Source organism: Blastopirellula marina (assembly GCF_002967715.1).
Lineage (GTDB): Bacteria > Planctomycetota > Planctomycetia > Pirellulales > Pirellulaceae > Bremerella > Bremerella marina_B.
Genome location: NZ_PUIA01000081.1, coordinates 80,447 through 105,141 on the forward strand (window position 1 = coordinate 80,447; position 24,695 = coordinate 105,141).

A 24,695-nucleotide genomic window follows, 5' to 3' on the forward strand; every position below is an offset into this window, starting at 1 on the left:
CATGACCCATTCTCGACGTCGCCGCCGTGCGGTAACCGGTTTTACGCTCATTGAAGTTTTGTTGGTGCTTGTGATCCTGGTGATTCTCGGCTCGATCGTGGGTGTTTCCGTGTTTGGTGTCCAGAAACAAGCCCTCGAAAAGGCAGCCAAGACCCAGGTCGAAAGCATCGAGAGCGCCATCAAGTTCTACAAGTTGAACATGAACAAAGCTCCCGAATCGCTCGACAACCTGATCACCCAGCCTTCGGACGACAAGGGGAACAAGTGGAAAGGTCCTTACTGGGAAGAAGACACCATTCCGCTCGACCCATGGGAAAATGAATACCAGTACGAAGTCAACGGTGCAGACTACAAGGTCTGGTCGATGGGTCCTGACGGAGCCAGCGGCACCGAAGACGACATCAACGGCTAACATCCCAATTTGTTGAGAGCCAAGGTGGGTGCCATGCCCACGTCCGCGTGAGCATGCCACGCCGATGTGGACATGGCACCTGCCGTATAAAGAACCAGGCAAATTGCTTTGATCAGAATTCCAGCAATTCGAGGTATTCGCCATGCTCCGCAGCCTTCCGCTGTCGGTGGCCGCCGTGCGTTTACATTGCTGGAACTTCTGTTGGTGCTGGCCATTCTCGTTGTGCTGGTGGGACTCGGGACGCCGGCGGTCTACAACTCGCTGCAAGGGCATCGCCTGACGGTATCGGCCGAACAGGTTCAGACCTCCTTCATGCAGGCCCGAGTCGAGGCCATGGAGTCGGGCCGTATCCGGATGTTTCGCTTCCAGCAAGAGACAGGCAATTTCGCCGTGGCCCCGTTCGTTCGCAGCAGTGACGAACTGGAAAACAACATGGCCGGCACCAGCCAAGGGATCGGCGTATCAAGCATCGTAGTCGATTCCGTCGAGGCGGAAACGATCAACGGCATGTTGGAAGAAGGGGTCGTTTTTGCCGGTGACAATGTCGAAGCCGATATTCGCAGCTACACCTTAGAGCAAGAGCAAGGAGGTGACATGAACATCAGTGGATGGTCCCGCCCCATCTTGTTCTACCCCGACGGTACCGCGGCGGACGCCACGGTGTTTCTTCGCGGGCAAGGCGGGACAATCACCTCGATCAAGCTACGTGGCCTGACAGGCATTGCTCGTATTCAAGATCCCGATCTCGAAGATGGGGGTGTCGATTAAGCGATGAATCCCCTACCTCACAACCGAAGCGGCTTCACGCTGATTGAAGTCATTCTGGCCCTCACTATCCTGGCAGTGTCTTTGGCACTTCTGGGGCAACTGGTTGGTCTTGGCTTTCAGAATGCCAAGCAAGCCCAGGGACTGACCGAAGCGCAGATGATTGCCGAGACGATCATGGAAGAGATTGCGTTAGGCCTGATTCCGCCCGATCCGGTGACCGATATGAACGTCACCATGACGAGCGATCTCTCCACGCTCTCCGTTGAGCAAGATACGCCGTGGGTTTATAGCATCAACTGGGAATCTGCTCCGGTCGATGGCCTGATCATGGTAGCCGTTCAAGTTCGCCGCGCCGGTGCCCAGTCTGCGGCAGAGAACGATTCGTTCCAGATCGTTCGTTGGATGCGTGACCCAGAACTGGCCCTGGAAGAAATCCCCGAGTCCAGTGATGGAGCTCCCCTGGAAGTTGGAGGGGCCATATGATGAAACGCCAATTACAATCTGGCTTCACCCTGCTGGAAGTACTGCTGGCTTCGTCCTTATCGGTGCTGATCCTATTGGCCCTGGGGGGCGCTATCCAGTTTTATCTGTTCCAGGTGACCGACAGCCAGACCAGCATCGAGCAGGCTCAACTCGCCCGAGCCGTCATGCGTCGCATGGAGACCGACCTGCGAAGTGCCATCTGGAAAAATGAAATTGACTTCTCGTCCGTAGAATCCCTCGCAGCCGACTCGCTTGCTGGTGGAGCCGGGGACCTGGCCGCCAGTGCAGGCCTCGATCCCACCATGGCCGAAGATGCCTTGGCTGGTTCAAACACCCAGGAACTCGCTACGTCCGGAGTAATTCCGACCACGATCGGCCTGTACGGAAATGCCTATGAACTTCAGGTCGATATCAGCCGCATTCCGCGGATCGACGAGTACGATCCGCAGTACACCAGTTTCCGCTCGCGCGAAATCGGCGATATCCCCAGCGACATCAAGACCGTTACCTATTTCCTGTTGCAGCCTGGTGTGTCCTCTCTGGGTCACGGGACCGTCGGCGACGCAGGTATCACCGAAACGCAGTTTGGCCTGGTTCGGCGTGAGCTCGATCGTGCAGTCACGCAGTACGCATTGAACAACGGCGATTCGGCCAACCTGGATGCCTCGGCTGAGATCCTCGCCCCGGAAGTATCTCTCGTTCAGTTTCGTTACTTCGACGGATTTACGTGGGTCGAAGAGTGGGACTCGGAAGCGATGGGGGGCCTTCCCATGGCGGTCGATGTGATCATCGCCATTCGCGATCACGACATGACCCAGGCACTGCTCTCGGGCGGTGCGGTCGAAACGCAGGTTGCCGATGCGACCAATCCCATGGGGCAGGTTTTCCGAAGATTGATTCGCATTCCGACCGCCAAGCCGTACGAAGAACCAGAAGAAACCGATTCGACCGACACGATGAGTGAGGATGCCGCCCTATGAGCACCTCCAGGCAAACCTTTCGATCGAAGCGTGGCGCGGTGTTATTCGTTGTCCTGGTGGTCGTGATGATGATCACCCTCTCGGCCTATGCCTACACCGAATTGATGTTCATCGAGAACAAAGCAACACATCTCACCGGGCGACAGATTCAAGCCCGGAATGTTGCCGAGAGCGGCATCGCCATGCTGAACGTCTTCCTGGAACAAGAGCAGGAACTGATCGACGAGCAAGGTGGCATCTACGACAACCCAGACATCATGCGTGGCATTCTCGTCTACCCTGACGACACCGCCGAATCGCGTGGCCGATTTTCGGTTCTCGCCCCGGCCCTCAATGCCGATGGTTCAATCGAAGGGATTCGCTTCGGCCTGGAAGATGAATCGAGCCGAGTCAACTTGAATGCCTTACTGATGTTGGAAAGTCAGACTGAAGGCTCAGGCCGAACACTTCTCATGGCCCTGCCAGGCATGAATGAAGAAATCGCCGACTGCATCCTCGACTACATCGACGAGGATGACGAACCCCGCGAACTCGGTGCGGAGTTCGATTACTACAACACGCTCGATCCGCCGTACAACCCGAAGAACGCCCCGCTGGAAACAGTTGAGGAACTTCTACTCGTGCGTGGCGTGACGCCCGAACTACTGTTCGGCCGTGATACCAACCGCAATGGCCTGGTCGACGACCACGAATGGGCACCACCAGCCGATGGCGATCGCCAGGCCATGGAAATGCTGGAGTTAGTACCTGACCTTGGCTGGTCGTCGTACCTGACGCTGGTGAGCATGGAGAAGAACTACTCCAACACGGGTCAGCCCAAGATTTATCTGAACGAAGAGAATCTGCAAACCCTGCACGATAACATCACGGCCATTTTCCCCGTAGAGTACGCCGACTTCATCTGTGCCTATCGCTTGTACGGTGGAAGCGGAAGTAGCAACCAAGGAAGCGGTGGCAACAGTGGCAGTGGAGGCAGCAGCAGCGGAAGTGGCGGCGGTGGTTCGGTTAGCCTCGATCTTTCGCAACAAGGCCAAACCAAGATTAACAACGTACTGGAACTGATCGGAGCGTCAGTTCAAGTGCAGCAAGGTAATCGCACCGTCAACATGCAGTCGCCCTTCGAGGACAGCGTTATTGCGATGAATGTCTATCTGCCAAGCATGATGGACAACATGACGATAAATCCCTCGCCGGTGATCCCTGGCCGAATCAACATCAACCAGGCACCGTACGAGGTGCTATTGGGAATCCCGGGCATGGACGAAGAAATTGCCGGGCAGATCCTTGAGCAGCGTCTCCCGGTTCCCGATCCAGAAGATCCTGTAACGCGTCACGAGACCTGGATCTTACTACGTGGCATCGTCACGACTCAGCAAATGATTTCTCTCTCGCCATTTGTGTGTGGCGGTGGTGATGTCTACAGAGCACAAGTGGTCGGCTACTTCGAGGATGGAAGTGCTTTCAGCCGCCAGGAAGTCGTGATCGACGCCACACAGCCCCAACCCAAGGTGATGCTGTGGCGAGATATTTCCGAACTTGGCCGAGGGCATCCGTTGGAAGTTTTAGGAGTCGAATTGGGAATCGACGACGGACAAATCAACTGATTTCTGCGGCCAGCCGAGCATTTTTCGGCACGCACCGATAAGCCTGCGAAATACAATAGAATTATGGCTAAGAAACTCGCAATAGAATGGGACTCGCGATCTCTCCGCTTGGTGGTTGCCCGCCAGCGCGGATCGAGTATCGTCGTCGATCAAGCTCTACACATTCCGCTACCGATCCCTCCTGAAGGCACCGATCCAGGCCCTGTCGAAAGCCGGGTCGCTCGACTTCTAACCGAGCAAGTCGCGGCGCATGGACTGAGCAAATTACCTGCGATTGTGGCAATCAACCGATCATCGATCGAACTACAGGTTGTCACCGTTCCACCCGTTCCCGATGACGAACTTCCCGACATTGTTCGCTATCAGGCAATACGTGAATGCACCAACCTGGGTGATGACGGTGTCGTCGACTTCGTTAAGATGCCCCCCACCGACGATGGCAAGTCACGCGTTCACGCCGCTGCGATTTCCGCCAAGACACTCAAAAGCTGTCAAAAGCTCTGCGATCAGGCTCAGATCCAGCCGCAAAGCTTTTACGTTCGCTCGTTCGGTTCCGCTCATCTGGTTGCCAGTCAATCTCGACTTGCCGGACAGACGTTCCTGATCGTCGAACCCCTGGAGGATCGTGTCGAGCTGACGGTTGTTAGCCAAAGCAACGTGATCCTGACACGTTCGACACGCGTTCCCGGAGAACCCAATACCGACCACTACACGCAGGCACTGCAGGGCGAAATTCGCCGCACAATGCTCGCCGCTCAGTCCAAGGGCACTTCCGAGTCGATCACGCAGATTGTGATCCTGGGCCAACCGACTTCGCCTGAAACCTGGCGTTCGCTTGGGGAAGACCTGAAGGCCAAGGTTGAGTTTCTCGACCCGCTTTCGGCTGAGCACGTTTCGAGCAGCGTCCAGGTCGCACCGGAAATCGCCAGCCAGTTTGGTGCGTTGATCGGTACGCTGTTGGCCGATGGATCGGCGCATCAGGCAACGATCGACTTCCTTAACCCCCGTCGCAAACCAGACCCGCCAGACCGCAAGCGTATCTTTGTGTTGGCTGGTTTGGCCGCGGCCAGCGTGGTGCTGATGGCTACTTACCTGATGTACAGCGGCATCGCCTCGCGCGACGCCGAGATCGCTGAGCTAAAAGAAAACATCGCCAAGCTCCAGAAGTCGAACAAACCACTGATCGCGATTGAAGATGAAGTCATCGAAATCGATAACTGGGTAACCTCGGATGTCCAGTGGCTTAACGAACTCTATCGGATGTCTAAGCAGCTTCCTTCGGCTGATGAAATGATCACCACCCGAATCCACATGCAGCCCAGCAATGGCGAAGGGGGAACGACCGCTTTAGAAGGTTACGTTGCCGATCAGTCGGTGATTCGCAAGATCGAAACAAGCTTGATGGACGAACACCATGCAGTGCTCGGCAAGGGTTCGCAGGAACGCGTCTATGGCGACAACTACACGATTAGCTTCCAGGAATACGTAACTATCACCCCGGACGGCACCGACCGCTTTGCCCCGCGTGAAGACAACGACAAGTCCGAGCCAGTAGAGGAAGCTAAGAACGAGTCAGCAGAAGTTTCGACCGATGCCCCAAAGGATGAAGCTACACCGGCGGAAGCTCAAAACGAAGAAGCTGAATCGGCCGAACCAACCACCGACACCGTAAACACCTCAGGAGACCAGTCATGAGCCAACGTGAACGTGTCTTGGCCATCCTGGTAGGCGTCTGCTTACTGACGGTTGGTGGTTACTACTTTATGAGCCAGTATTCTTCAGCCCTGAGTAGTCGCGATCGTCAGATCGAGACCCTCTCGAAGCGATTGAAGGAAGAAAAATTCGTCGAAGCCAAGGCGGAAATGGCGATGGACCGCCTGGTCACTTACCGCCAGCACGCGCTGCCGGAGAGTATTCGTGCTAGCCAATCGTTCTACCAGGAGCGTCTGCGCGAAACACTTGAGGCAACTGGTTTCAACGATATCGTCATCAAGCCGCTCAATGGACGCCGGGGTGGCAATCACTACCAGCACATGTTTACCATTAACGGCCAAGCCACGATGGAACAATTCGTCCAATTCACTTACGAGTTCTACTCGTTCAACATCCTGCATAAATTCACCAAGCTGACGATAATTCCTGTCAAGGATTCCGAGCTTCTCGACATCTCGATGAACGTCTCGGTACTCAGTGTGGACGGCACCGATGAAGTCCCGCAGCCAGATGAAGTACGTCTGCCCAAGTTGGCCCACGGTAGCGCCAAAGACTATACCGACGTCATCCTGCAGCGGAATCTGTTTGCTCCGGCCAACAAGCCTCCTCTGTTCACCTCGAAGACCGAAGTCGAAGCGGAACTGGAACGTCCCCTGCGGTTTCGCCTGAGTGCCAGCGATCCCGATCGCAAAGACCGCGTGACCTTCTTCCTGGGCAAGGATCCACCGCAAGGGGTCGAGCTTTCCGAAAGCGGTTCGCTTCAATGGACGCCAGGGGCCTTGGGGGAATACAAGATTACGGTCGAAGCCCGCGATAACCGCCTTCCCCCCAAGAGCTCTACGCAAGAGCTTTTGGTTAAGGTCGTCGAGCCCAAGCCGGAACCGATGCCCGATACGACGCCCAAGCGTCCCGAATTCGACGAAGCGAAGTTCACCTTCCTGACAGGTACGGTTGCTGTGGGTGGCCAGCCAAAGGCCTGGCTTAACAACCGGCCGAAGAATCAGCAGCTGAAACTGGGGCCTGGCGATACCTTCTCAGTCGGTACCCTCAAGGGGAAAGTCGTCGACGTAAAAGACCGTGAGGTAATCATCGAAATCGAAGGGGACCTGCGAGTCCTCTCGATCGGGCAGCCCCTTGCCGAAGCCACCCCAATGGGCCCAGCCGGCGATCTTTAATCAATAGCCCGTCAAGGTTCAAAAAACCAACCGAATCCAACCATGCCGTCAGCTAGCTGACGGCATTTTTCTTTTAACGAGAGTTCGCCAGCCGTCAAAGTCTAACATGCTGGGAAAATTTATCGCTTGTACCGGTTGGAATCGGTGTAGGGGTAATTCGTGTACTACCGAAAATTCCATGTAGTGCGAGGTGCGCGGTACTCCAGCTATATAGCTGCGCAAATGCAAGTGAGGACAACGGATGGTCAGCCCCTTCGATCAATTAAAAATGACACGTTTACTGGTCAGCGCACTCGTCGTCGCTGTGAGTGGTTTGCTGTCTTACCCTGTCGGTGCACAGGAACAGACATCTGCCGCTAGCGTAGAGTCGTATCAAATCAATCCCCAGAAGCTGGAAGGGCTGACGAGCGTTCTCCAGCAGCTGTTCTCAGGTAAGCCGGATGTGATCATCCATGCGGACAAGTCCTCTGGCAAGCTTGTCGTCCACGCGCCCATGGCCGTTCAGTCGCAGATTGCTCAGTTCGTACAGCAATCCGGCTACAAGGCCGCCAACGCTGCGCCAGTTGAACTGAACGCCTCGGAATTGCGTGTGCGTCCAGCCGTAGACCAGCCAAACGCCACTCCGCCGGAACCGCTGTTTCAACGCAGCCGTGATCTCGGTGACGGCCTCGTTGAACTCGAAATCAAGCTGAACAACCTCCAAGGGGAATCCCTGGAGTCAGGCATCGCCAAGCTTGTTGGCAAGCGAATCCCCGCCAGTATCTCGGCGGAAGGTGCCATGGTGATGATGACCCTGCCTACCAACACCGACAAGAAGGTGAGCCTGCAGGTTTATCGCAACGAAGGCACCGCCATTCTTCGCGGTGCGTCAGATTCGGCACGCAGTTGGGGCGAAGTCATTCGCGCCATGGACACTCCATCCCACAGCGATGCCTACCGCACGACCCTCGTTTCACTCCGCAACGCATCTCGCGACAATGTAGAAAAGGCACTCGATCCACTGCGTGACGCTGAAAACAGCCTTGCCAAAAAGCAGGTCTTCGAAGCTCTAAAAGACGTTGCCGGCAAGAAGAAGCTCCGCTGGAGTGGTGACCTGGCCGCGATGATCTTCCAACCAGAACCAGAACAGCCAGTCGAAGGTAATGCCAACGACGACGACAATGCTGCTCAAATCATCGGCCAACCCCAAGGCGGCAAGCCGATTGATATTCCGGACCAGCCAAACCCCAACAACCCGCAGTTCACCATCAGCCCAGAAGAAGATGGCGGACTCATTGGTCCGGTTCAGATCGAATTCCTGGAAGGGCTGGACGTGATTGTCGTGCGTGGCCACAAACGCGACGTCGAACGTATCACGAACATCATTAACGATATCGAACGACTGAGCGTAGAAACCCAGCCCGTCATCGAAGTTCGCGAACTGCTGCACGCCAACAGCGAAGCAGTCGCAACGATGATCAACGAACTTTACGAAAGCCTTCTTAACGCCCGCTATGGCCAGGTCAGCATCACGGCCCTCAACAAGCCCAATGCGATTCTAGTCATCGGTCGTGCTCAAAGCGTGGAAGGGATTCTGGAACTGATCGAAAAGCTGGACCAACCTGTTGGCCCTGCCAAGACCCTAAAGGTCTTCCCACTTGAGAACTTGGCCGCTGCGGAAGCACAGACCAAGCTTTCCGAGTTCTATACCGAACCTACGGCCCTCGGAACGCGGATTCGTATCAGCTCCGATGTTCGTAGCAACTCGCTAATCGTCGCGGCCAGCCCGCGAGACATGGTGGAAATCGAATACCTGCTGAAGCAAATCGATGTTCCGACCAGCGAATCGACCCTCAAGTTGGAAATCGTGCAGCTTCGCAACTCAGTTGCTGAAGACCTCGCTCCTATCTTGCAGGAAGCCATTACCGGAACGCCTGCCACCGGCGGAAACCAGCAGCAAGCTCAGTCGACTGCCCAGGTTCGCGCCGCCATGCTTTCGTTCATGACGCTAGACACCGAAGGTAAGCAGATCTTGCGGTCCGGAATCTTGAACGAAGTCCAAGTGACCGCGGATACGCGTTCCAATGCCCTTATCATCAAAGCTCCTGAGCACAGCATGGAGTTAGTACTGGCTTTGGTAAAGCATCTCGATTCCCAGCCTTCGGCTGAATCGCAGATCAAAGTGTTCACGATCGTCAACGGTGACGCCACGCAGCTTTCGACAATGCTGAACGAGCTGTTCCAGACCGTTCAGTCGGCCAACAACCAGGCCCGTCAAACCAATGCGTTCTTCACGCCGCAGGCCGCCAGCACCGGTGAATCGAGCCTGATTCCGTTGAACTTTACCGTCGACACCCGCACCAATAGCATCATCGCCTCAGGCTCTGCCACGGACCTTACCGTTGTCGAAGCGATCCTCCTTCGCTTGGATCAGGACGAGGTGACCGAGCGAAAGAGCACCGTCGTGCGTCTGCGTAACGCTCGTGCCGATCTGGTTGCTGAATCGCTGACAGCACTTCTTTCGGAAGAAAGCCAACTGCAAACGCTCGACCCTTCGGTCGTCAGCCCATTCCAGCAATTGGTTCGCGAAGTGATCGTGGTGCCCGAACTGTTCAGCAACAGTCTGATCATCAGTGCCACTCCACGTTACTTCGACCAGGTTCTAGAAATCGTGCGAGAACTCGACGAACGGCCACCGATGGTCATGCTGCAAGTCTTGATCGCCGACGTTCGCCTGAACGACCTGGAAGAACTCGGCTTCGAGCTTGGCCTGCAAGACTCGGTACTATTTGACCGAAGCGTGGTTTCCTCTGGCTCGCTCGATCCAGGCTACAACTGGAACAATCAGACACTGGGCAACAGTTCGAGCGCTGCGAGCCTCGCCACGGCTAGTGCCGTCGGTAGCCAAGGCCTGACGAACTTCGCCCTGGGGCGTGTTAACAACGACCTCGGTTACGGTGGTTTCGTCTTCTCGGCAGCCAGCGAATCGGTCAATATTCTCGTGCGTGCATTGGAACGGGAAAGCCGACTTGAAGTGCTCGCTCGTCCACAAATCATGACCATGGACAACCAGCCCGGCTTTATTCAGGTGGGTGAACGTGTCCCTTATATCACCTCGACGCAGCAAACCGTCAACGGCACGATTAACACGACCGAACTGATCAACACAGGGATCATCCTCAGCGTGACCCCGCGTATCAGCCCAGACGGTGTTGTTGTGATGGCTCTACAAGCCGAACGCTCGGCTGTCGGCTCGGAAGCCAATGGTATTCCGATCTCGATCAACCAGAACGGTGACGTCATTCGTTCGCCACGAATCGATACCCAAACCGCGACGGCCGTGGTGAGTGCTCGCTCGGGCCAAACGATCGTCTTCGGTGGTTTGATCTCGAACTCGTCCGAAGTGGTCAATCGCCAGGTCCCACTCCTGGGCGACGTACCGCTGCTGGGTCGATTCTTCCGCTACGACAGTTACAACGCTCAGCGTAGCGAACTACTGATTATCATTACGCCAATCGTGGTCCGCTCGGACGAGGACGCTGCGTTCCTGAAAGAACAGGAAATGTGCCGCATGAGTTGGTGCCTGGCAGACGTGGCCAAGGTTTACGGCCCCGAGGCCCTCTACGGTATCGATCCTTCGATGCCAATGGACGATGGCATCATCGCGATCCACCCAGACGAAAACCCTGCAGGCGTTCCGGAAGTGATTCCGCCTGGGTATCACGCCCCGGTCCTGGATCCTCCACGAGGTCCACTCCCGCCGCCTAATCAGCAGTTGCCGAGCCTGGGCTCGCCGGGCTTCGCGCCACCAAATGGCGGTATACCCCGATCGTCGGTTCTACAGCCAGTCGAAGTTCGTCCCGTGAACTTCCAACAGAATTACCAGGCGATGCCGCCGCAACAGCAACCGGTTCAGGGATACCCTCAACAGCCACCGGCTCAGCAGCCGCAGCAAGGGGCAGTCTCACAGTATTCGCAGTACACGCAGCCACAACCGGTTCGCTAGTCGCTCTTACAGAACACCAAGGAACAACAACCATGCAACGTCATGCATTCGCGCTGAGTTTGGTTTACCTGACGGTTCTCGCGGCAAGCGGCTGCTCTTCCCTGGGCAAAATGCCAACCATGCCGTGGGAAGATGAAGAACCAGAATACAAAGTCCCGCTGAAGATGGTCGTCACATGGAAGGACGCCGTTCGATACAACCCGAACGATCCTCCCACACGCGGCTTTGGTGGACGTATTCATTTCTACGACGAATCGCAAAAGCCTGTCCGCGTTCAGGGTAGCTTGACCATCTATGGCTATGACGATAAACGCGTTGGCGATATCGATGCCGAGCGTCCTGATCGAAAGTTCGTATTCGAGGCCGATAAATTTCAATCGCACTACAGCATGTCCAAGCTTGGACATTCCTATAGTTTCTGGGTTCCCTGGGACCGCGCCGGTGGCGAGCAGCGAGAGATCACCCTTGCTCCGTTCTTCCGTACGGAAACAGGTCAACTCATCATGAGCGAGCAGAGCAAGCATTTGCTCATGGGTGTTGCCATGAAGGAAGAGGGGCAGGCTCCCACGCCCCAATATCAGCCCAGCCCCAGCGATCAGGTCGCTCCGGAAGTGGCCCAAGTGACCTTCCAGCGTAACGCCCCACCGGCTATGCCACAGATGCAACCGCTACAGCAGACATCGCAACTGAACACCACGACGATTGAACTACCGTCGACGATGAAAGAGAGGTTGCGGTATGTTGTACCGAGTGCGCCGCAGCCGAACGTGCAGCAGATGATGCCGCCCCAGTACCAGCAACAGTCGGCAATGCCCCAGTACCCTGCGTCTCAGTACCCTGTGATGCAGCAGCAACCAGCTCAGCCACTGATGAATCAGGCAGCGGCTCAATACCAAGGCGGGGCGTATCACAGCCGCGCACCGCAGTCGATGCAGTTGAAGCCAGGCGTGAATCTACAGACATTCCGGCCTGATTTTGCAGACTCGAAAGCTTACAGCAATTACCTGGCCAGTGGGCAGCAGCCTATTGGTCAGCCGGTGATGGCTCCTGCAATTCAAGCTGGTTCACCACCGATGACACCCCAACTTCCATCGCAACAAACCGTTCGATCAACCGCAAATCATCTTCAGACTCCACAATCCCCGACACTGTGGCCACCCGGTCTTCCACAGACACGGTAATGCCAGGAAAACGACCGATCTTTTGAACCCGACGGGTGATGTCGGAACTCACGAGACTGGCTGGAATTCTTGGATGATCGAATTTCACGGTCAGCCTGGTCGGCAGACGGGGCGTATCATCTTGGCCGAAGCCATTTTGAAACGCCTGGTTGTTGAACATATTTCCGAAAGCTCCGAACCGGCCAAAGCTATTTCGCCCCGTGTTGCCACCCAGTCCGAGCTGCCCCGTTCCCGTGGTACCGCCACCGAACGGGTTCAGCTGGTTCTGTTGCATCAAAGCAGAAGCCGCACTGGCATCGCCAGTTCCCCCCAAACCACTGGTTCCTGACGAACCTGAGGTCGATCCGGTTCCCGAGCCGGAACCATTGGCGAACGACGGAGTCGGCAGCGGCGTCGAAAACATGTTGTTACCGGGGCTGCTGATCGAGCCTCCTGAATTGGAGTTAAAGCCCGCCCCAAAGTTGCTGTTGGGCTGCTGCACGGTGTTGGAATTGATGGATTGCCCTTGGGCATTGGCAAACGATAGTCCGCAGGTCAGTGCACCGCAGATTGCCAGGCAAATAGTATCAATTCGGCGAAATCGCATGGTCTCTCTCTCGTCCTTGGCGAACACTTGGTCAACATAAACCGCGCCAGAAATGTGCATCTCCATTATCGCGAACAAGGCGAGTATCACCAAGTGATTTTCGAGTATTCGCGTGGGGATGGTTCATTCTGGTATCGACACCCCCGACCTCGTGAAGCTTGCAACACCACGTTTGCCCGCACAATACATGCCGCCGCCAAGAGCATTTCAGGCGGAACGGGTTTCCCAGGAGAATTTTCCCGAACAATCTTGAAACTTTGCCTGACCGGTACGGGTATCTCAGATGAGTTCCCCAGGACACAAACGGTTAACTCTTCACCACTTAAGGTGCCTCAATGAAATTCAGCCTCACCCCACTTCTTACCCTCCTGCTATCAGCCCTGCTCGTTTCGAGTACCTGGGCGGAACGCCCCAACGCAGCACGAATTGTCTCGGACCAGACGTTCGCTTTCCTGCGGGTGGCAAACACGCCCGATTTTATTGCGAAAATGGAGCAAACGGCCATCGGCAAAGCGGCCAACGACCCTCAAATGCAGCCATTTGTCAGCGGCATTTGGCAGACACTCAAGCAGTCGGCGGCCAACGCCGAGGAACGTAGCGGCATCATGCTTGAAGAACTGCTGAGCATCCCGCAGGGAGAATTGGTCGCCGGCGTGGTTGCCATGCAGGAAGGACAGCCCGGTGTCGTTATCATGTGCGACCTCGGCGAGGATACCCGTGTTATCGAAAAGGTAGTCAGTCTGCTAGAAACGGTCGCCGGCAACGATGGTGCCCTAATCGAACGTAGCGAGTTCAAAGGTGCCCAGATCACCTTGATTCGCGGCAACAACGGCCCTCTAGCCATCTGTATTCACGAGAACGTCCTACTGCTTTCCAACCGGATTGAAGTCGTCGAAGACACTTTGGAACATTGGTCTGGCGACCGAGAAGACAGCCTGGCATCGGACGATCGTTTTACGACCATCGTCTCGTCATCGCGTGGCACCAAGGACGAGCCAGCCCAGATGATCTGGTATGTCAATCCGATCGACGCCCTACGCACCATTACCAAAAACCAACCGGGCGGCAGTTACGTCATGGGCTTTCTGCCGGTCCTGGGCCTTGATGGTGTGAAAGCGATTGGCGGAAGCTACATCGCCGCGACCGAAGACTTCGATACGATTGGCCACTTGCACATCATGCTGGAACGCCCCCGTACCGGCGTGATCGAAATGATCGCTCTGAAGAATGCTTCGACCGAGCCGGAAGGCTGGGTGCCAGAGGACGTTACCAATTACATGACCAGCAATTGGGACGTAGACAAGAGCTATGGCGCATTGGAAAACCTCTACGACAGCATCTTTGGCGAAGGCAAACTGGCCGAGGACATCGATCGCCGTATCAACCAGCGAACCGGTATCGATTTCAAAACCGAGATCATAGAAAACCTGGAAGGCAAATTCACGCTAGTCCAGTGGTACGAGCCCCCGGCACGCATCAATAGCCAGGCCACCTTTATCGCGGCCAAGATCAAAGACCGAGCCCAGATGCAAAAGACACTGGATCGTATCGTCGAGTCGCTGCCTCGGCTGAACGATGTGGTCGAGAAGCGTAACTTCGGCGATGCAACCTTCTACCAGGCCAACGTTGCCGATGCCCCCATTCCGGAAGACGTGCCCGAAGATCGACGACAACGAATGGAGAACCGCCGGGCTCTGCGACCGGAACCTTGCTTCGGATTGATTGGCGACTACCTCTTTTTCGCCGATCGCCCAGGCATCGTCGAACATGTCACGATGACTTTCGGCGGTGACTCGCCACGACTGGCGGATGACCTGAGCTTCAAGCTTGTTCTCAACAAATTGCAAGCTCACGCTGGTGAACGCAAAGTCGCCATGGTCAGCTTTGCTCGGCCAGAAGAGAGCCTACGAATGGTCTACGAGTTGGTCCAAGCCGATTCAACCCGCACTTTCATTGGCCAGCGTGCGGAGCGGAACGACTTCTTCAAGAATCTGCAAGGCAACCTCGATGCCAACCCCCTACCCGACTTCAACGTCATCAGCCAGTACCTGGCTCCTAGCGGAGCGATCATGGTCGACGACGAAACCGGGTTGCACTGGATCGGTTTTTCGCTGAAACGCGACACCGAGTAATCATACGGATTCCAGCTTGGACAATCCTTACGCCCCTGATGACCTCAGGGGCGTTTTTTATTGCGCCACATACAATCAGGTCGCCTGTGAACCACCTCACAGTCATCAGGTACTTTCCACTGTCGATAGGACGGATGGTTGAGAAGCACGCGATTCCGCGGTTATCTTACAAGCATTTGTGAACCAATCGCCCCATGGATCGCCCCTGATGACCGCGTTCGGCATTACCCCCAAATCGTTTAAGCTTCTCGACGAACTAACCGCCAACAACAATCGCGAGTGGTACCACGCACACAAAGAGGAACTTCGCGAGCAGCTCCTCGATCCGTTCGCGAGCATTCTCGAATCCGCATCCGCCAAGATGAAGAATGCCAAACGTCCCTTCTCTGGCAGCAAGCAGACGATGTTTCGCTTGTATCGCGACACCCGCTTTTCCAATGACAAGCGTCCCTACAAAGAGCATGTCGGCGGCCTGCTGACACCGTCAGGCAACAAAAAAGAAGACACGGCCCTCATATATGCCCACCTGGCATCGGACGGCGGCTTCATCGCATCCGGGTTCTATCGTTTGGAAACGAAAGACTTGAACCGCATACGCGATCGCATGATCGAAGACGCCAAGACCTTTCAGGCGATCACGCGCAAGATCACCAAGGCAGGCTACCATTTCGCTGAGATTGAACCTCTCAAATCGATGCCACGCGGCTACGCCCAATACGCCGACCACGAGCATGCCACCTTCCTGAAGATGAAGTCGCTGATTGTCTCTCAGAACCAGTCGCGGGAAGCGTGGATCGACGGTTCGGTGGTGAAGGAGTTAGTCAAACTGCATAAGGCGACTGTCGACTTGATGCTCTTCGGATTGGAAGCGATCGGTAAGAAATCGTGAACTCTTACCGATCCAGCCTCCCTGTCTTCGCCAGTCGAGATCGGATTATTTCGACTTCAGCCCGACAGTGTTCTCGGCAATGACTTCGTACTTATAAGACTTGCCTGATTCGGCCGTCTCGTCGAGGTACTTCATCTCGACCAGCGGCTGAATAGGTGTGTCGCTGTACTGTAGGCCCTGGAATATCGAGCGACCAAATGGATTGCGAGACTTTTCAGGCAGCGTGGCGATTGGCTTGCCATCACGCATGATGGTGAAACTGGCCAGCCCGCTTTCCAGGTCAGCAGCAGCGTCCCACGTAATCACGTTGCCTTCGACTTTCACCTGGGTCGGTGCTGGCGGCGGGGTGTTGTCAGTGACTTCAGTATTCTGCATGTACTGCACCCAGGCCTGAGCAATTTCGTTGGTCGGCAACCAAATCGATTTGCTCTTGTCTCCAGCGAACCTCTTCGCGGCAACCGGCGATTCAATTTCACTTCCTGGCATCGGCAGCGCGACGAGCAACCCCTCTGATTCGTCCAACTCGTTCAGTGGCCGGCCACTTTCTTTGGGCAGACGAAGCGTCAGGCAGGCATCGAGCCAAGGAATCGCCAGATAACGTTGATTGCCACATTGATGGCTGGTAAGCGGATCGACCGAAACCGATACAAGGCCTCCCTCTTCACGCATCTTGCCGAAAAACGCCTGCACCCCAGGCCATACCCCCGAAAAGCGTCCCTCTTTGACCGAATAGCCTTCCTGCGTACCCAGGTTGCACATCACCGGAACGCCCAGTGCCGCAGCAGGGACATTCTCGTAGGCGACAATGTTGCGACCTTCCTTTTCCTCGAACAGCGGCACACCACTGCGCAGCCAGGCTGCGGCTACTTTCTCGGGATGCAGCAGGACCATGCCACCGCACCAATGGCCACCACCGCTATGACCCCAGATGGCCCACGGCACAGATGTCAGTTCGGTGTGTCCTGTTTGCTTGGCGAAATCAGCGAGCCCCTTTTGAAAGGCATCCGACGAACCGTTGCGAGGATCGCACCATAGCTGACAATTAGCCGCTTCCGGCTGCTCGTAAACAGGGGACAACAACGCACAACCGTGCTTCTGAGCCAAGGCTTGCCAATGTAGATCGAAAGCTCCGGTCTGCCCTGAACGGCACGACCCAACGCCACACCCATGCTGGTGAACGATCACGCCCCGCAGCTTATCGACACCTTCCGGCAGCCACATCGTATACGTGACCGGAAATTGAAGCTCTCCTTCTTTCGTCGAGGCCTCGTATCGTACGCGATAATAGGGGGATGCAACCGGGACAGGATCGCTATAGGGGTTCTCTTTTTCCTGGGCGATCGCGGTCGTAGACAACAAGAGGAGCAACAGCAGGCAGCGCATGGGGATTTCCTGAGTGGTGAGGACGGCTTGAGGTGGGATGATTTAGTTTGACTCATCCGCAACGCGATTTCCAGCCACCCGCGACGCATAATTGCAATCGTTCTGAAATTGATTACCTTAAATCTGCTTCCTCATTCCTGCCTCTCTCCTTGAGTTCTAATCATGCCCAAACAAAATATTGCTCTCGCCCTGCTCACAATCGCAGCAATTAGCCGCGCGCTTTCGGCCGACGACTTTCAGCCGAACCAGAAGGAACTGCCGGTACCACCACCGGAAGGTGCAATCGTTTTGCTAAGCAGTGATACAAATGAGTTTCTCAGCAAAAATGGGGGAGAAATCAACTGGCCGCTGGAAGATGGCGTACTCACATCGACACGCGGAGAAGGACGGTCGAACCACATCGTCTCGAAGCCTCATTTCCGCGATGCCGATATTCACGTCGAGTTTAAATTGCCCAAAAAAGGAAGCGGCAATAGCGGCATCTATATTCACGGCAACTACGAACTTCAGATCATCAACTCGGTCGAAAAAGAAAAGCTCGACCAGGGGGACATCGGGGCGGTATACGGCTTTGCTCCAGCACTCGTCAATGCGGGCAAAGGCCCAGATGAATGGCAAGTCTATGACATTCGCTACACGGCCCCCCGTCGAGACGAGTCAGGCAAGATTGTGGAAGAAGGAACGATCACTGCCTGGCTCAATGGCCAGAAGGTGCAAGAGGGAACCAAGCTCGGAGAGCCCCGTTCCAATTACCATCCTTACCGCTACAACACCACCGATTACCTGAAGACGATCTGGGAAAAGCAGAAGCAGACCGGTATCGGTCCCGTGTTTCTCCAAGACCACGACAACGCCGTGCAGTTCCGCAACGTGTGGGTGAAACCGCTGGATGACAAAGCGTTGGAATACCAGGCAGACAAATAGCCCTGTTCTGATCGATTTAATTACCAATCCGCAGGCTTTCACTGCCTGCGATCGTAGCCATCGCGCGGTAGGTTGCCAGGTCGACCGTTTCTGAGACGAAGTGAACCGAGCCGTCGGCATAGCCCATCAGCACGCCACCAGGATGCCGACTACGAAAACCGTTCTGTCCTTCGAAATCGTCGAGGGCAAACTCGGTACCATCAGGCTGACGGGCATTGGGAGGCAGTGCCGCATTGGCGGTCGCTTCAATCGTGTGGGCATACGAGAAACCGAGTCCGTAACAGTTGCTGCACTTGGCCGCGGCTTCGTTCCAGACCTGCTCGCCGACCAGAAAGGTGTTACTCGTTCCGTCGACCAGGCTGCCTGATTTCTTCTTTTGATGCCAAGCCAGCGGAATCATGATGCCGTCTCCCCATCCCCATGGTTCGCAGTTGCCGTTGGCACCGGTGTTGGCATAAGGACCCCAGCAGAAGTTGGAACCGAGCACTCCTTTGTAATTGGTTAGCCCCGTCGAGACACCATTCATATAGATGGTGTTCTCAACGTACGGACTGTGTGCCTGCATCGAGTCGCTCGGGCAAAAGAAGCCTGGGATCGACTGGGAAACGGCGGAACTATTGCCGAACGTCTGATTAGGGATTTGCCCATGATCATAAATGGCGGACTGCTCGAGATACGGCAGCAAAGCGGTCAACCAGCTCCAGCCACGCGAATCGGCTCCGCCATAGTCTCCCCATTGATCCCAACCAGTAAACCAACTGTAGCCTGGATCGCTGTAGCGATTGAAGACAATCTCTTGGTGGGCCGACTCGAAGTTGTGTGTGGCGAGCACGATTTGCTTCAAATGATTGGAACACTGCATCCGCCGAGCCGCTTCCCGCGCCGCTTGAACCGCCGGAAGGAGCAGCGCGATTAAGATTCCGATAATCGCAATCACGACTAACAATTCCACCAACGTGAAGGCTCTCCGCCGTGGCACCATCATCAACTCCTCGTTTTCGTGACGATTCTCAAGTCGTATTGCTCTGGCCCTGCATCACGACGTACCTCTACCGACAAGGGCGTCGTCTGAGGTGAATTATACCGAGCATCAATCATGCTCTTCGGTAAGCCTGCGTGCCCCACTCTCGCAGATGATTTCTCATGCATGAAAACGGTGACCCGATAGCCCCCTTCCGGTGCTCCGTGATTTCCATGAACATAGACCCGATACGTTCCATCAGACTGGATACTTCCCACCGGCAGGACGCCGTTCTCTTGGTCATTGGGATAAAAGCAGACCGATCCACCAGACGCCGGACGATCATCCACATGGACAGTTCCCTGAACGGGTATCAGACCAGGATCGTTCGCGGACAAACCACATCCCAAGCTGGTCGCCATCAAAAAGGCAATGAATCCAGCGAATCCTGAAGAGGAAGTTATCACGAGTTCCGTTTTCAAATCGCTTTTACTTTCCAAATGATGCCCGTGAAAAAACGATTGTCCCGTGAATCAACGCCTCAGGAAAGCCAAAAAATCGGCCATCGCCGGCAAGTCTCCCCTTCTATCTAGGTAGGCCGTATGAATTAGGAAAGTGACGTCGTGGCAAAAGGTAGCCCCTAAATCGCCTGCCTACCGTTGCGATTTGGTGCTAAATCGAGTAGTTGTATTAAATTACCGATGAACGATTTACCCCCTCCGATAACTCTCCATTCACAAAGCAGCCGCCCGCATGAGCGAACAGGAAGCCAAGAAGGCCGAAGATAAGACCATCCTGCTGGTGGACGACGATACCGAAATCGTGGAAACGATGCGTTTCGCCCTGGAATCGAAAGGGTATCGCGTGCTGGTCGCTCGCGACGGCAACCAAGGTCTGGCTCTGGCCGAACGAGACGACCCCGATCTAATCGTGCTAGACATGATGATGCCCAAGCGGAGCGGCTTTCTGGTGCTGGAAAAATTGCGCCAAACGCACAAGATCCCAACGAAGGTCATCATGGTTACCGGCAATGAAGGGAACCGCCACAAAGCCTATGCCGAAATGCTGGGTGTGGACGACTACATCCGCAAGCCATTCGCAATGGACCGGTTGCTCGGGGCGGTCGAGAAGCTGATTGGGTAGTTGCTTTCGGAATCTTCCTGAAGCAGCAAAAGCTCTGCCGGCATTAGATTACCTCTTGGCGAAGCAACCCAGCGGGTGACTCAGGTGCAAATTCCTAGCACTCTGAGTCCTTGAGGCGATGGCTCAAAGTCGTATCTTATTTCGATGCTATAAGCTTCATGATTCTAGTGAAAACGTCCTCACCTGGATCTAAGGCCCAAAATCTCTGAAGCCCAAAAGCTAGGTAATTGCACCGTATTCACGGTGCTTGGCAAACGTCGTTAAGCGTGGCAACTTCTGGCCATTTCCTGCTCACTAGCACCGATTCTGTTGCATAACGATCTGTCGATCTTATCCATTTTAAAAAATTACGGGGCCCCGCTTCGTATTAATCGACAGTACCGAACTTCAATTAATTTGGGACGTTACAACTCGTACCATTTTTCACAAGTGATAAGGTCGCCGAAAACACCGTAATCTTTCTATTGCTTATATCCAAACTTCGGTCGATACTTCAATGAAGGGAAGGCAAAGTGATCTTGTAGCCGATCCGACTCGCATTCTTCCCATTTGTTCTTTCTTCGCGACGTTCTTTCTCAATCGCGCTCGGCGTTTGGCAGACTTTTTTCCGAGAAGCTGTGTGCGCATGCGCGGTCCGACAGAATAAGCAAGAAAGATACGACTTGGCAAGAATCGCAGAATTCGTCATACAAGACCCCATCGCCCCATCCCCAAACGTTTCGTAGCCGAAGATTGGCTTGCGATCTGGGCTGCGGACTGTGTCCACCACAGGTTCACCGAGTAGGACTCGGTTCCTAATCGCAGGAGGGATCAGCATATGGCCGGCGGTCGTCAAATCGTTTCTTTTCTGGCTGAACGCCAGAACCTGGAACAGTTCCGAAAGAAGAACTGGCAAGGAACCTTCGAGCAGTACCTCGATCTGGTCGCGCAGAATCCTTCTGTCACACGTAACGCATTCCAGCGTTGCTACGACATGATTCTTTCGTATGGGGTGGATACCTACGAAGTTTCACGCGAAAAGCGAGTGCACTACCGCTTCTTCGACGACCCCATGGACCACGGCAAAGACGCCATCTTCGGCCTGGAAGACTCCCAGGTTCAGTTGGTCAACGCCCTGAAAAGTGCGGCTCACGGTTATGGCATCGAAAAACGTGTACTGTTGTTGCACGGCCCTGTGGGCAGCAGCAAGAGCACCATGGCCCGATTGCTGAAGAAAGGGATCGAACGCTACTCGGCCACGGACGAAGGTGCCCTGTATTCGCTGGGCTGGACCGATCCAGACAACCCAAGCGATCCGTTGGCGATCCACTGGTGCCCGATGAATGAGGAACCGTTGCATCTCATTCCAGAAGATTTCCGCAGAGACGTCGCAGCTCAATTCCAGGAAGCCAGCGCGCTTGCAGACTACCCAATCAGCATCAGTGGCGAACTTTGCCCGTTCTGCCGCTTCCATTACATGGACAGCCTGAACCGTCACGGCGGCGACTGGACGAAAGTTATCGAAGACGTCCATGTTCGTCGGGTCATCCTCAGCGAAAAGGATCGCATTGGCATCGGCACCTTCCAGCCGAAGGACGAAAAAAATCAGGACTCCACCGAACTGACCGGCGATATCAACTACCGCAAGATCGCCGAGTACGGTACCGACAGCGATCCGCGTGCGTTCAACTTCGACGGCGAATTCAACGTCGCCAATCGCGGTATTATCGAGTTCGTCGAAGTGTTGAAGCTTGACGTGGCGTTCCTGTACGACCTGCTGGGTGCCAGCCAAGAACACAAGGTCAAGCCGAAGAAGTTCGCCCAGACCGATATCGACGAAGTGATTCTTGGCCATACGAACGAGCCTGAATATCGTCGGCTGCAGAACAACGAGTTCATGGAAGCTCTGCGTGACCGTACCGTCAAAATCGACGTGCCGTACGTTACGAAGCTATCCAATGAAGTGAAGATCTACGAAAAGGATTACAACAACGACAAGGTCAAAGGGAAACACATCGCTCCTCATACCATCGAGATGGCGGCCATGTGGGCCGTTCTGACTCGGCTAGAGGAACCGAAGAATGCCAGCTTGACCTTGCTGCAAAAACTGAAGCTATACGACGGCAAATCACTGCCTGGCTTCACCGAAGAAAACATTAAGGAGCTCAAGTCGCAAGCGAAGCGGGAAGGGATGCTCGGCATCTCGCCTCGCTACGTGCAAGACAAGATCTCCAACGCGTTAGTCGCACATCCCGACGCGACTTCGATCAACCCGTTTATGGTGTTGAACGAGCTCGAGTCGGGTCTCGGCAACCATTCCTTGATCACCAGCGAAGAGCAACGCGATCACTATCGCCAGCTTCTCGAAGTGGTCAAGGAAGAGTACGAGAACATCGTCAAGAACGAAGTTCAGCGTGCGATTGCCGCGGACGAAGATGCGATGGCTCGCCTATGTGCCAACTACATCGACAACGTCAAAGCGTACACGCAGCGCGAACGGGTCAAGAACAAGTTTACCGGCCAGTATGAAGAGCCGGACGACCGCTTGATGCGATCGATCGAAGAAAAGATCGATATCCCAGACAGCCGCAAAGACGATTTCCGCCGCGAGATCATGAACTACATCGGTGCCTTGTCGATCGACGGTAAGAAATTCGATTACAAGACGAACGAACGTCTCTACAAAGCACTCCAACTGAAGTTGTTTGAAGATCAGAAAGACTCGATCAAGTTGACGAGCCTTGTCTCCAGCGTCATTGACCAAGAGACACAGGAAAAGATTGACGTCGTCAAACAACGACTCATCCGCGATCACGGTTACGACGACGAAAGCGCCACGGACGTGCTCAGCTACGTCGCCAGCATCTTCGCCCGCGGAGATGTCACCGGATAAGCAAACATTTCAGCGAGACAACGTGGTGTGGATTACCCAGTCTGGTCCTCTCTTCCCTGCCACTGGGAAAAGAGGATCAGATTGGGAATCCCGCCCGTTATCGGCCACGGGAATGATCCCTAGTGGCACATCGCCAATACACCTTCACCCACCGGCATAAGCAAGGAGAAAACCATGGGGCTGAAGATTGATCGCGACGTACACCGCTTCCGCGAGATTGTCCGCGGTCGGATTCGTGATAATCTTCGGAAGTACATCACTCACGGCGAGATGATCGGCCGTAAGGGGAAGGACTTGGTTAGCATTCCGGTTCCCAGCCTGGATGTCCCCCATTTCAAATATGGCAAAAACAAAGGGGGAGTCGGCCAAGGGGATGGCGAGGTCGGCGATCCGGTCGGTAAAGGTGATGACGGCGATGGTGCCGGCCAGGCCGGGAACGAACCGGGGCGTCACATCCTGGAAGTCGATGTTCCGCTTGAAGAGCTCGCCGCGATGATGGGAGACGAACTAGAACTTCCCAAGATCGAACCCAAGGGAGATGCCAATATCTCTCAGTATAAGAATCGATATGACAGTATTCGTTCGACCGGCCCCGAATCGCTTCGCCATTTTCGCCGTACGTATGTAAAAGCACTGCGACGGCAGATCGCCTCCGGAATTTACAACCCGAAGAACCCAATCATCATTCCGGTCCGCGAAGACACTCGCTACCGCAGTTGGACCAGCATTCCGCAGCCGGAAGCGAACGCCGCGATCATTTACATCATGGATGTCTCTGGCTCGATGACCGATGACCAGAAAGAAATAGTTCGCACCGAAGCGTTCTGGATCGATACGTGGCTTCGTAGCCAATACAAAGGGGTCGAACGCCGCTACGTCATTCACGACGCCGGGGCCAAAGAGGTAGACGAAACCACGTTTTATCACACCCGAGAAAGTGGCGGTACACGAATCAGTTCCGCCTACAAAGTCGCCCAGCAGATTCTGGAAAAGGAGTTTCCGATTTCGGAATGGAACATTTACTGCTTCCAGTTTTCCGACGGCGACAACTGGGGTGAAGACAACCGTACCTGTATGAAGATGCTGGAGAACGTCCTGATTCCAGCGTGTAACTTGTTCTGCTATGGCCAGGTTGAAAGCCCCTATGGTAGCGGCGAATACATGAAGTCGCTCGTCAATCAATTTGGCAAGAACCATGAAACCCTGATCTTGTCTCACATTGAAGACAAAGATGCGATTTACGACTCCATCAAGCAGTTTCTCGGTAAAGGTAAGTGAGGTTTTCCCTAGAGGTAGCATTTATGTCGACAGCCGATTTGAATCCCGAAACGCCGCATACGTACCTGGTACGCGTGGGGCATAACCAGGTCACGGTCGTATGCCAGACGGCAGCCGAAGCGATTGAGCGCGCCAAAAAGCAACTACGCCGCGACTTTCCCCGCCTATGGGACGTGATCAGTTCCCTTTCGGAAAGCAAGTTCGAGGTTAAGGAACTCGATTAATC

Annotated in this window: 19 protein-coding genes; 16 read left to right on the forward strand and 3 right to left on the reverse strand. The window is 54.9% G+C overall.

What is annotated here, in order from left to right:
* Window position 1: 1 nt before the first annotated feature.
* From gspG to C5Y96_RS24130, 8 genes are all read left to right on the forward strand, one after another.
* Window positions 2-412 (forward strand): type II secretion system major pseudopilin GspG, encoded by a 411-nt coding sequence (gene gspG / locus C5Y96_RS24095; RefSeq protein ID WP_105358790.1) that lies wholly within the window; start codon window positions 2-4, stop codon window positions 410-412.
* A gap of 108 nt (window positions 413-520) precedes the next feature.
* Window positions 521-1,180: a prepilin-type N-terminal cleavage/methylation domain-containing protein gene (locus tag C5Y96_RS24100; protein ID WP_158261402.1), complete on the forward strand. Its 660-nt coding sequence runs from the start codon at window positions 521-523 to the stop codon at window positions 1,178-1,180.
* A gap of 3 nt (window positions 1,181-1,183) precedes the next feature.
* The gene (locus C5Y96_RS24105; RefSeq protein ID WP_105358795.1) at window positions 1,184-1,663 is read left to right on the forward strand and encodes a prepilin-type N-terminal cleavage/methylation domain-containing protein; all 480 of its coding nucleotides are present in this window, start codon (window positions 1,184-1,186) and stop codon (window positions 1,661-1,663) included.
* Entirely contained in the window at window positions 1,660-2,643 is a 984-nt protein-coding gene (locus tag C5Y96_RS24110; protein ID WP_105358797.1) for a hypothetical protein, read from the forward strand. The genes C5Y96_RS24105 and C5Y96_RS24110 overlap by 4 nt, the downstream gene beginning before the upstream one ends.
* On the forward strand, window positions 2,640-4,247 hold the full coding sequence (locus tag C5Y96_RS24115; RefSeq protein ID WP_105358799.1) for a type II secretion system protein GspK: 1,608 nt from the start codon (window positions 2,640-2,642) through the stop codon (window positions 4,245-4,247). Before C5Y96_RS24110 ends, C5Y96_RS24115 begins: the two co-directional genes overlap by 4 nt.
* Window positions 4,248-4,310: 63 nt before the next feature.
* Window positions 4,311-5,942: a hypothetical protein gene (locus tag C5Y96_RS24120; RefSeq protein WP_105358801.1), complete on the forward strand. Its 1,632-nt coding sequence runs from the start codon at window positions 4,311-4,313 to the stop codon at window positions 5,940-5,942.
* Window positions 5,939-7,135: a cadherin repeat domain-containing protein gene (locus C5Y96_RS24125; RefSeq protein ID WP_105358803.1), complete on the forward strand. Its 1,197-nt coding sequence runs from the start codon at window positions 5,939-5,941 to the stop codon at window positions 7,133-7,135. The genes C5Y96_RS24120 and C5Y96_RS24125 overlap by 4 nt, the downstream gene beginning before the upstream one ends.
* Before the next feature lie 268 nt (window positions 7,136-7,403).
* Window positions 7,404-11,120 (forward strand): secretin N-terminal domain-containing protein, encoded by a 3,717-nt coding sequence (locus C5Y96_RS24130; protein WP_158261403.1) that lies wholly within the window; start codon window positions 7,404-7,406, stop codon window positions 11,118-11,120.
* A 1,023-nt stretch (window positions 11,121-12,143) separates the two neighbouring features.
* On the opposite strand, the gene C5Y96_RS28230 is transcribed toward C5Y96_RS24130, so the two are convergent.
* Complete coding sequence (locus tag C5Y96_RS28230; RefSeq protein WP_409994435.1) at window positions 12,144-12,575, reverse strand: BON domain-containing protein; 432 nt, start codon at window positions 12,573-12,575, stop codon at window positions 12,144-12,146.
* Between C5Y96_RS28230 and C5Y96_RS27910 the strand changes: the two genes are divergently transcribed.
* From C5Y96_RS27910 to C5Y96_RS24145, 3 genes are all read left to right on the forward strand, one after another.
* On the forward strand, window positions 12,502-12,927 hold the full coding sequence (locus C5Y96_RS27910) for a hypothetical protein (RefSeq protein ID WP_233199097.1): 426 nt from the start codon (window positions 12,502-12,504) through the stop codon (window positions 12,925-12,927). The two genes, C5Y96_RS28230 and C5Y96_RS27910, sit on opposite strands and share 74 nt — an antisense overlap.
* A gap of 295 nt (window positions 12,928-13,222) precedes the next feature.
* A complete protein-coding gene (locus tag C5Y96_RS24140) occupies window positions 13,223-15,019 on the forward strand; it encodes a DUF3352 domain-containing protein (protein ID WP_105358810.1) in 1,797 nt (598 codons plus the stop codon).
* Between the two features lie 208 nt (window positions 15,020-15,227).
* Window positions 15,228-15,908, forward strand: coding sequence for a DUF2461 domain-containing protein (locus tag C5Y96_RS24145; RefSeq protein WP_105358812.1), 681 nt, complete (start codon window positions 15,228-15,230; stop codon window positions 15,906-15,908).
* Window positions 15,909-15,953: 45 nt separating this feature from the next.
* Here the strand turns inward: C5Y96_RS24145 and C5Y96_RS24150 are convergent, their stop codons facing one another.
* Complete coding sequence (locus C5Y96_RS24150; RefSeq protein WP_105358815.1) at window positions 15,954-17,291, reverse strand: alpha/beta hydrolase family protein; 1,338 nt, start codon at window positions 17,289-17,291, stop codon at window positions 15,954-15,956.
* Window positions 17,292-17,453: 162 nt separating this feature from the next.
* On the opposite strand from C5Y96_RS24150, the gene C5Y96_RS24155 reads away from it, so the two are divergent.
* Window positions 17,454-18,215, forward strand: coding sequence for a DUF1080 domain-containing protein (locus tag C5Y96_RS24155; RefSeq protein WP_105358818.1), 762 nt, complete (start codon window positions 17,454-17,456; stop codon window positions 18,213-18,215).
* 16 nt (window positions 18,216-18,231) lie between these two features.
* Here the strand turns inward: C5Y96_RS24155 and C5Y96_RS24160 are convergent, their stop codons facing one another.
* Window positions 18,232-19,197 carry a DUF1559 domain-containing protein gene (locus C5Y96_RS24160; RefSeq protein ID WP_261341407.1) on the reverse strand — a complete coding sequence of 322 codons (966 nt, stop codon included), beginning with the start codon at window positions 19,195-19,197 and terminating at the stop codon, window positions 18,232-18,234.
* Between the two features lie 732 nt (window positions 19,198-19,929).
* Here C5Y96_RS24160 and C5Y96_RS24170 point away from each other — a divergent pair.
* The 4 genes from C5Y96_RS24170 to C5Y96_RS24190 all read left to right on the forward strand — a co-directional run bounded on the left by C5Y96_RS24170 (window position 19,930) and on the right by C5Y96_RS24190 (window position 24,693).
* Window positions 19,930-20,319 (forward strand): response regulator transcription factor, encoded by a 390-nt coding sequence (locus tag C5Y96_RS24170; protein WP_105358824.1) that lies wholly within the window; start codon window positions 19,930-19,932, stop codon window positions 20,317-20,319.
* A gap of 817 nt (window positions 20,320-21,136) precedes the next feature.
* On the forward strand, window positions 21,137-23,191 hold the full coding sequence (locus tag C5Y96_RS24180) for a PrkA family serine protein kinase (protein WP_105358828.1): 2,055 nt from the start codon (window positions 21,137-21,139) through the stop codon (window positions 23,189-23,191).
* A 174-nt stretch (window positions 23,192-23,365) separates the two neighbouring features.
* On the forward strand, window positions 23,366-24,469 hold the full coding sequence (locus C5Y96_RS24185; protein WP_105358831.1) for a DUF444 family protein: 1,104 nt from the start codon (window positions 23,366-23,368) through the stop codon (window positions 24,467-24,469).
* A gap of 23 nt (window positions 24,470-24,492) precedes the next feature.
* A complete protein-coding gene (locus tag C5Y96_RS24190; protein WP_105358833.1) occupies window positions 24,493-24,693 on the forward strand; it encodes a hypothetical protein in 201 nt (66 codons plus the stop codon).
* Window positions 24,694-24,695 lie beyond the last annotated feature (2 nt).

What these genes read in the sequence shown, in the direction of transcription:
- C5Y96_RS24180 (WP_105358828.1), top strand. Translation starts at nt 21,137, where the DNA reads ATGGCCGGCGGTCGTCAAATCGTTTCTTTTCTGGCTGAACGCCAGAAC.
- C5Y96_RS24155 (WP_105358818.1), top strand. Translation starts at nt 17,454, where the DNA reads ATGCCCAAACAAAATATTGCTCTCGCCCTGCTCACAATCGCAGCAATT.
- C5Y96_RS24120 (WP_105358801.1), top strand. Translation starts at nt 4,311, where the DNA reads ATGGCTAAGAAACTCGCAATAGAATGGGACTCGCGATCTCTCCGCTTG.
- C5Y96_RS24150 (WP_105358815.1), bottom strand. Translation starts at nt 17,291, where the DNA reads ATGCGCTGCCTGCTGTTGCTCCTCTTGTTGTCTACGACCGCGATCGCC.
- C5Y96_RS24160 (WP_261341407.1), bottom strand. Translation starts at nt 19,197, where the DNA reads ATGGTGCCACGGCGGAGAGCCTTCACGTTGGTGGAATTGTTAGTCGTG.
- C5Y96_RS24170 (WP_105358824.1), top strand. Translation starts at nt 19,930, where the DNA reads ATGAGCGAACAGGAAGCCAAGAAGGCCGAAGATAAGACCATCCTGCTG.
- C5Y96_RS24140 (WP_105358810.1), top strand. Translation starts at nt 13,223, where the DNA reads ATGAAATTCAGCCTCACCCCACTTCTTACCCTCCTGCTATCAGCCCTG.
- C5Y96_RS24105 (WP_105358795.1), top strand. Translation starts at nt 1,184, where the DNA reads ATGAATCCCCTACCTCACAACCGAAGCGGCTTCACGCTGATTGAAGTC.
- C5Y96_RS28230 (WP_409994435.1), bottom strand. Translation starts at nt 12,575, where the DNA reads ATGCAACAGAACCAGCTGAACCCGTTCGGTGGCGGTACCACGGGAACG.
- C5Y96_RS24125 (WP_105358803.1), top strand. Translation starts at nt 5,939, where the DNA reads ATGAGCCAACGTGAACGTGTCTTGGCCATCCTGGTAGGCGTCTGCTTA.
- C5Y96_RS24185 (WP_105358831.1), top strand. Translation starts at nt 23,366, where the DNA reads ATGGGGCTGAAGATTGATCGCGACGTACACCGCTTCCGCGAGATTGTC.
- gspG (WP_105358790.1), top strand. Translation starts at nt 2, where the DNA reads ATGACCCATTCTCGACGTCGCCGCCGTGCGGTAACCGGTTTTACGCTC.
- C5Y96_RS24115 (WP_105358799.1), top strand. Translation starts at nt 2,640, where the DNA reads ATGAGCACCTCCAGGCAAACCTTTCGATCGAAGCGTGGCGCGGTGTTA.
- C5Y96_RS24130 (WP_158261403.1), top strand. Translation starts at nt 7,404, where the DNA reads ATGACACGTTTACTGGTCAGCGCACTCGTCGTCGCTGTGAGTGGTTTG.
- C5Y96_RS24190 (WP_105358833.1), top strand. Translation starts at nt 24,493, where the DNA reads ATGTCGACAGCCGATTTGAATCCCGAAACGCCGCATACGTACCTGGTA.
- C5Y96_RS24110 (WP_105358797.1), top strand. Translation starts at nt 1,660, where the DNA reads ATGATGAAACGCCAATTACAATCTGGCTTCACCCTGCTGGAAGTACTG.
- C5Y96_RS24145 (WP_105358812.1), top strand. Translation starts at nt 15,228, where the DNA reads ATGACCGCGTTCGGCATTACCCCCAAATCGTTTAAGCTTCTCGACGAA.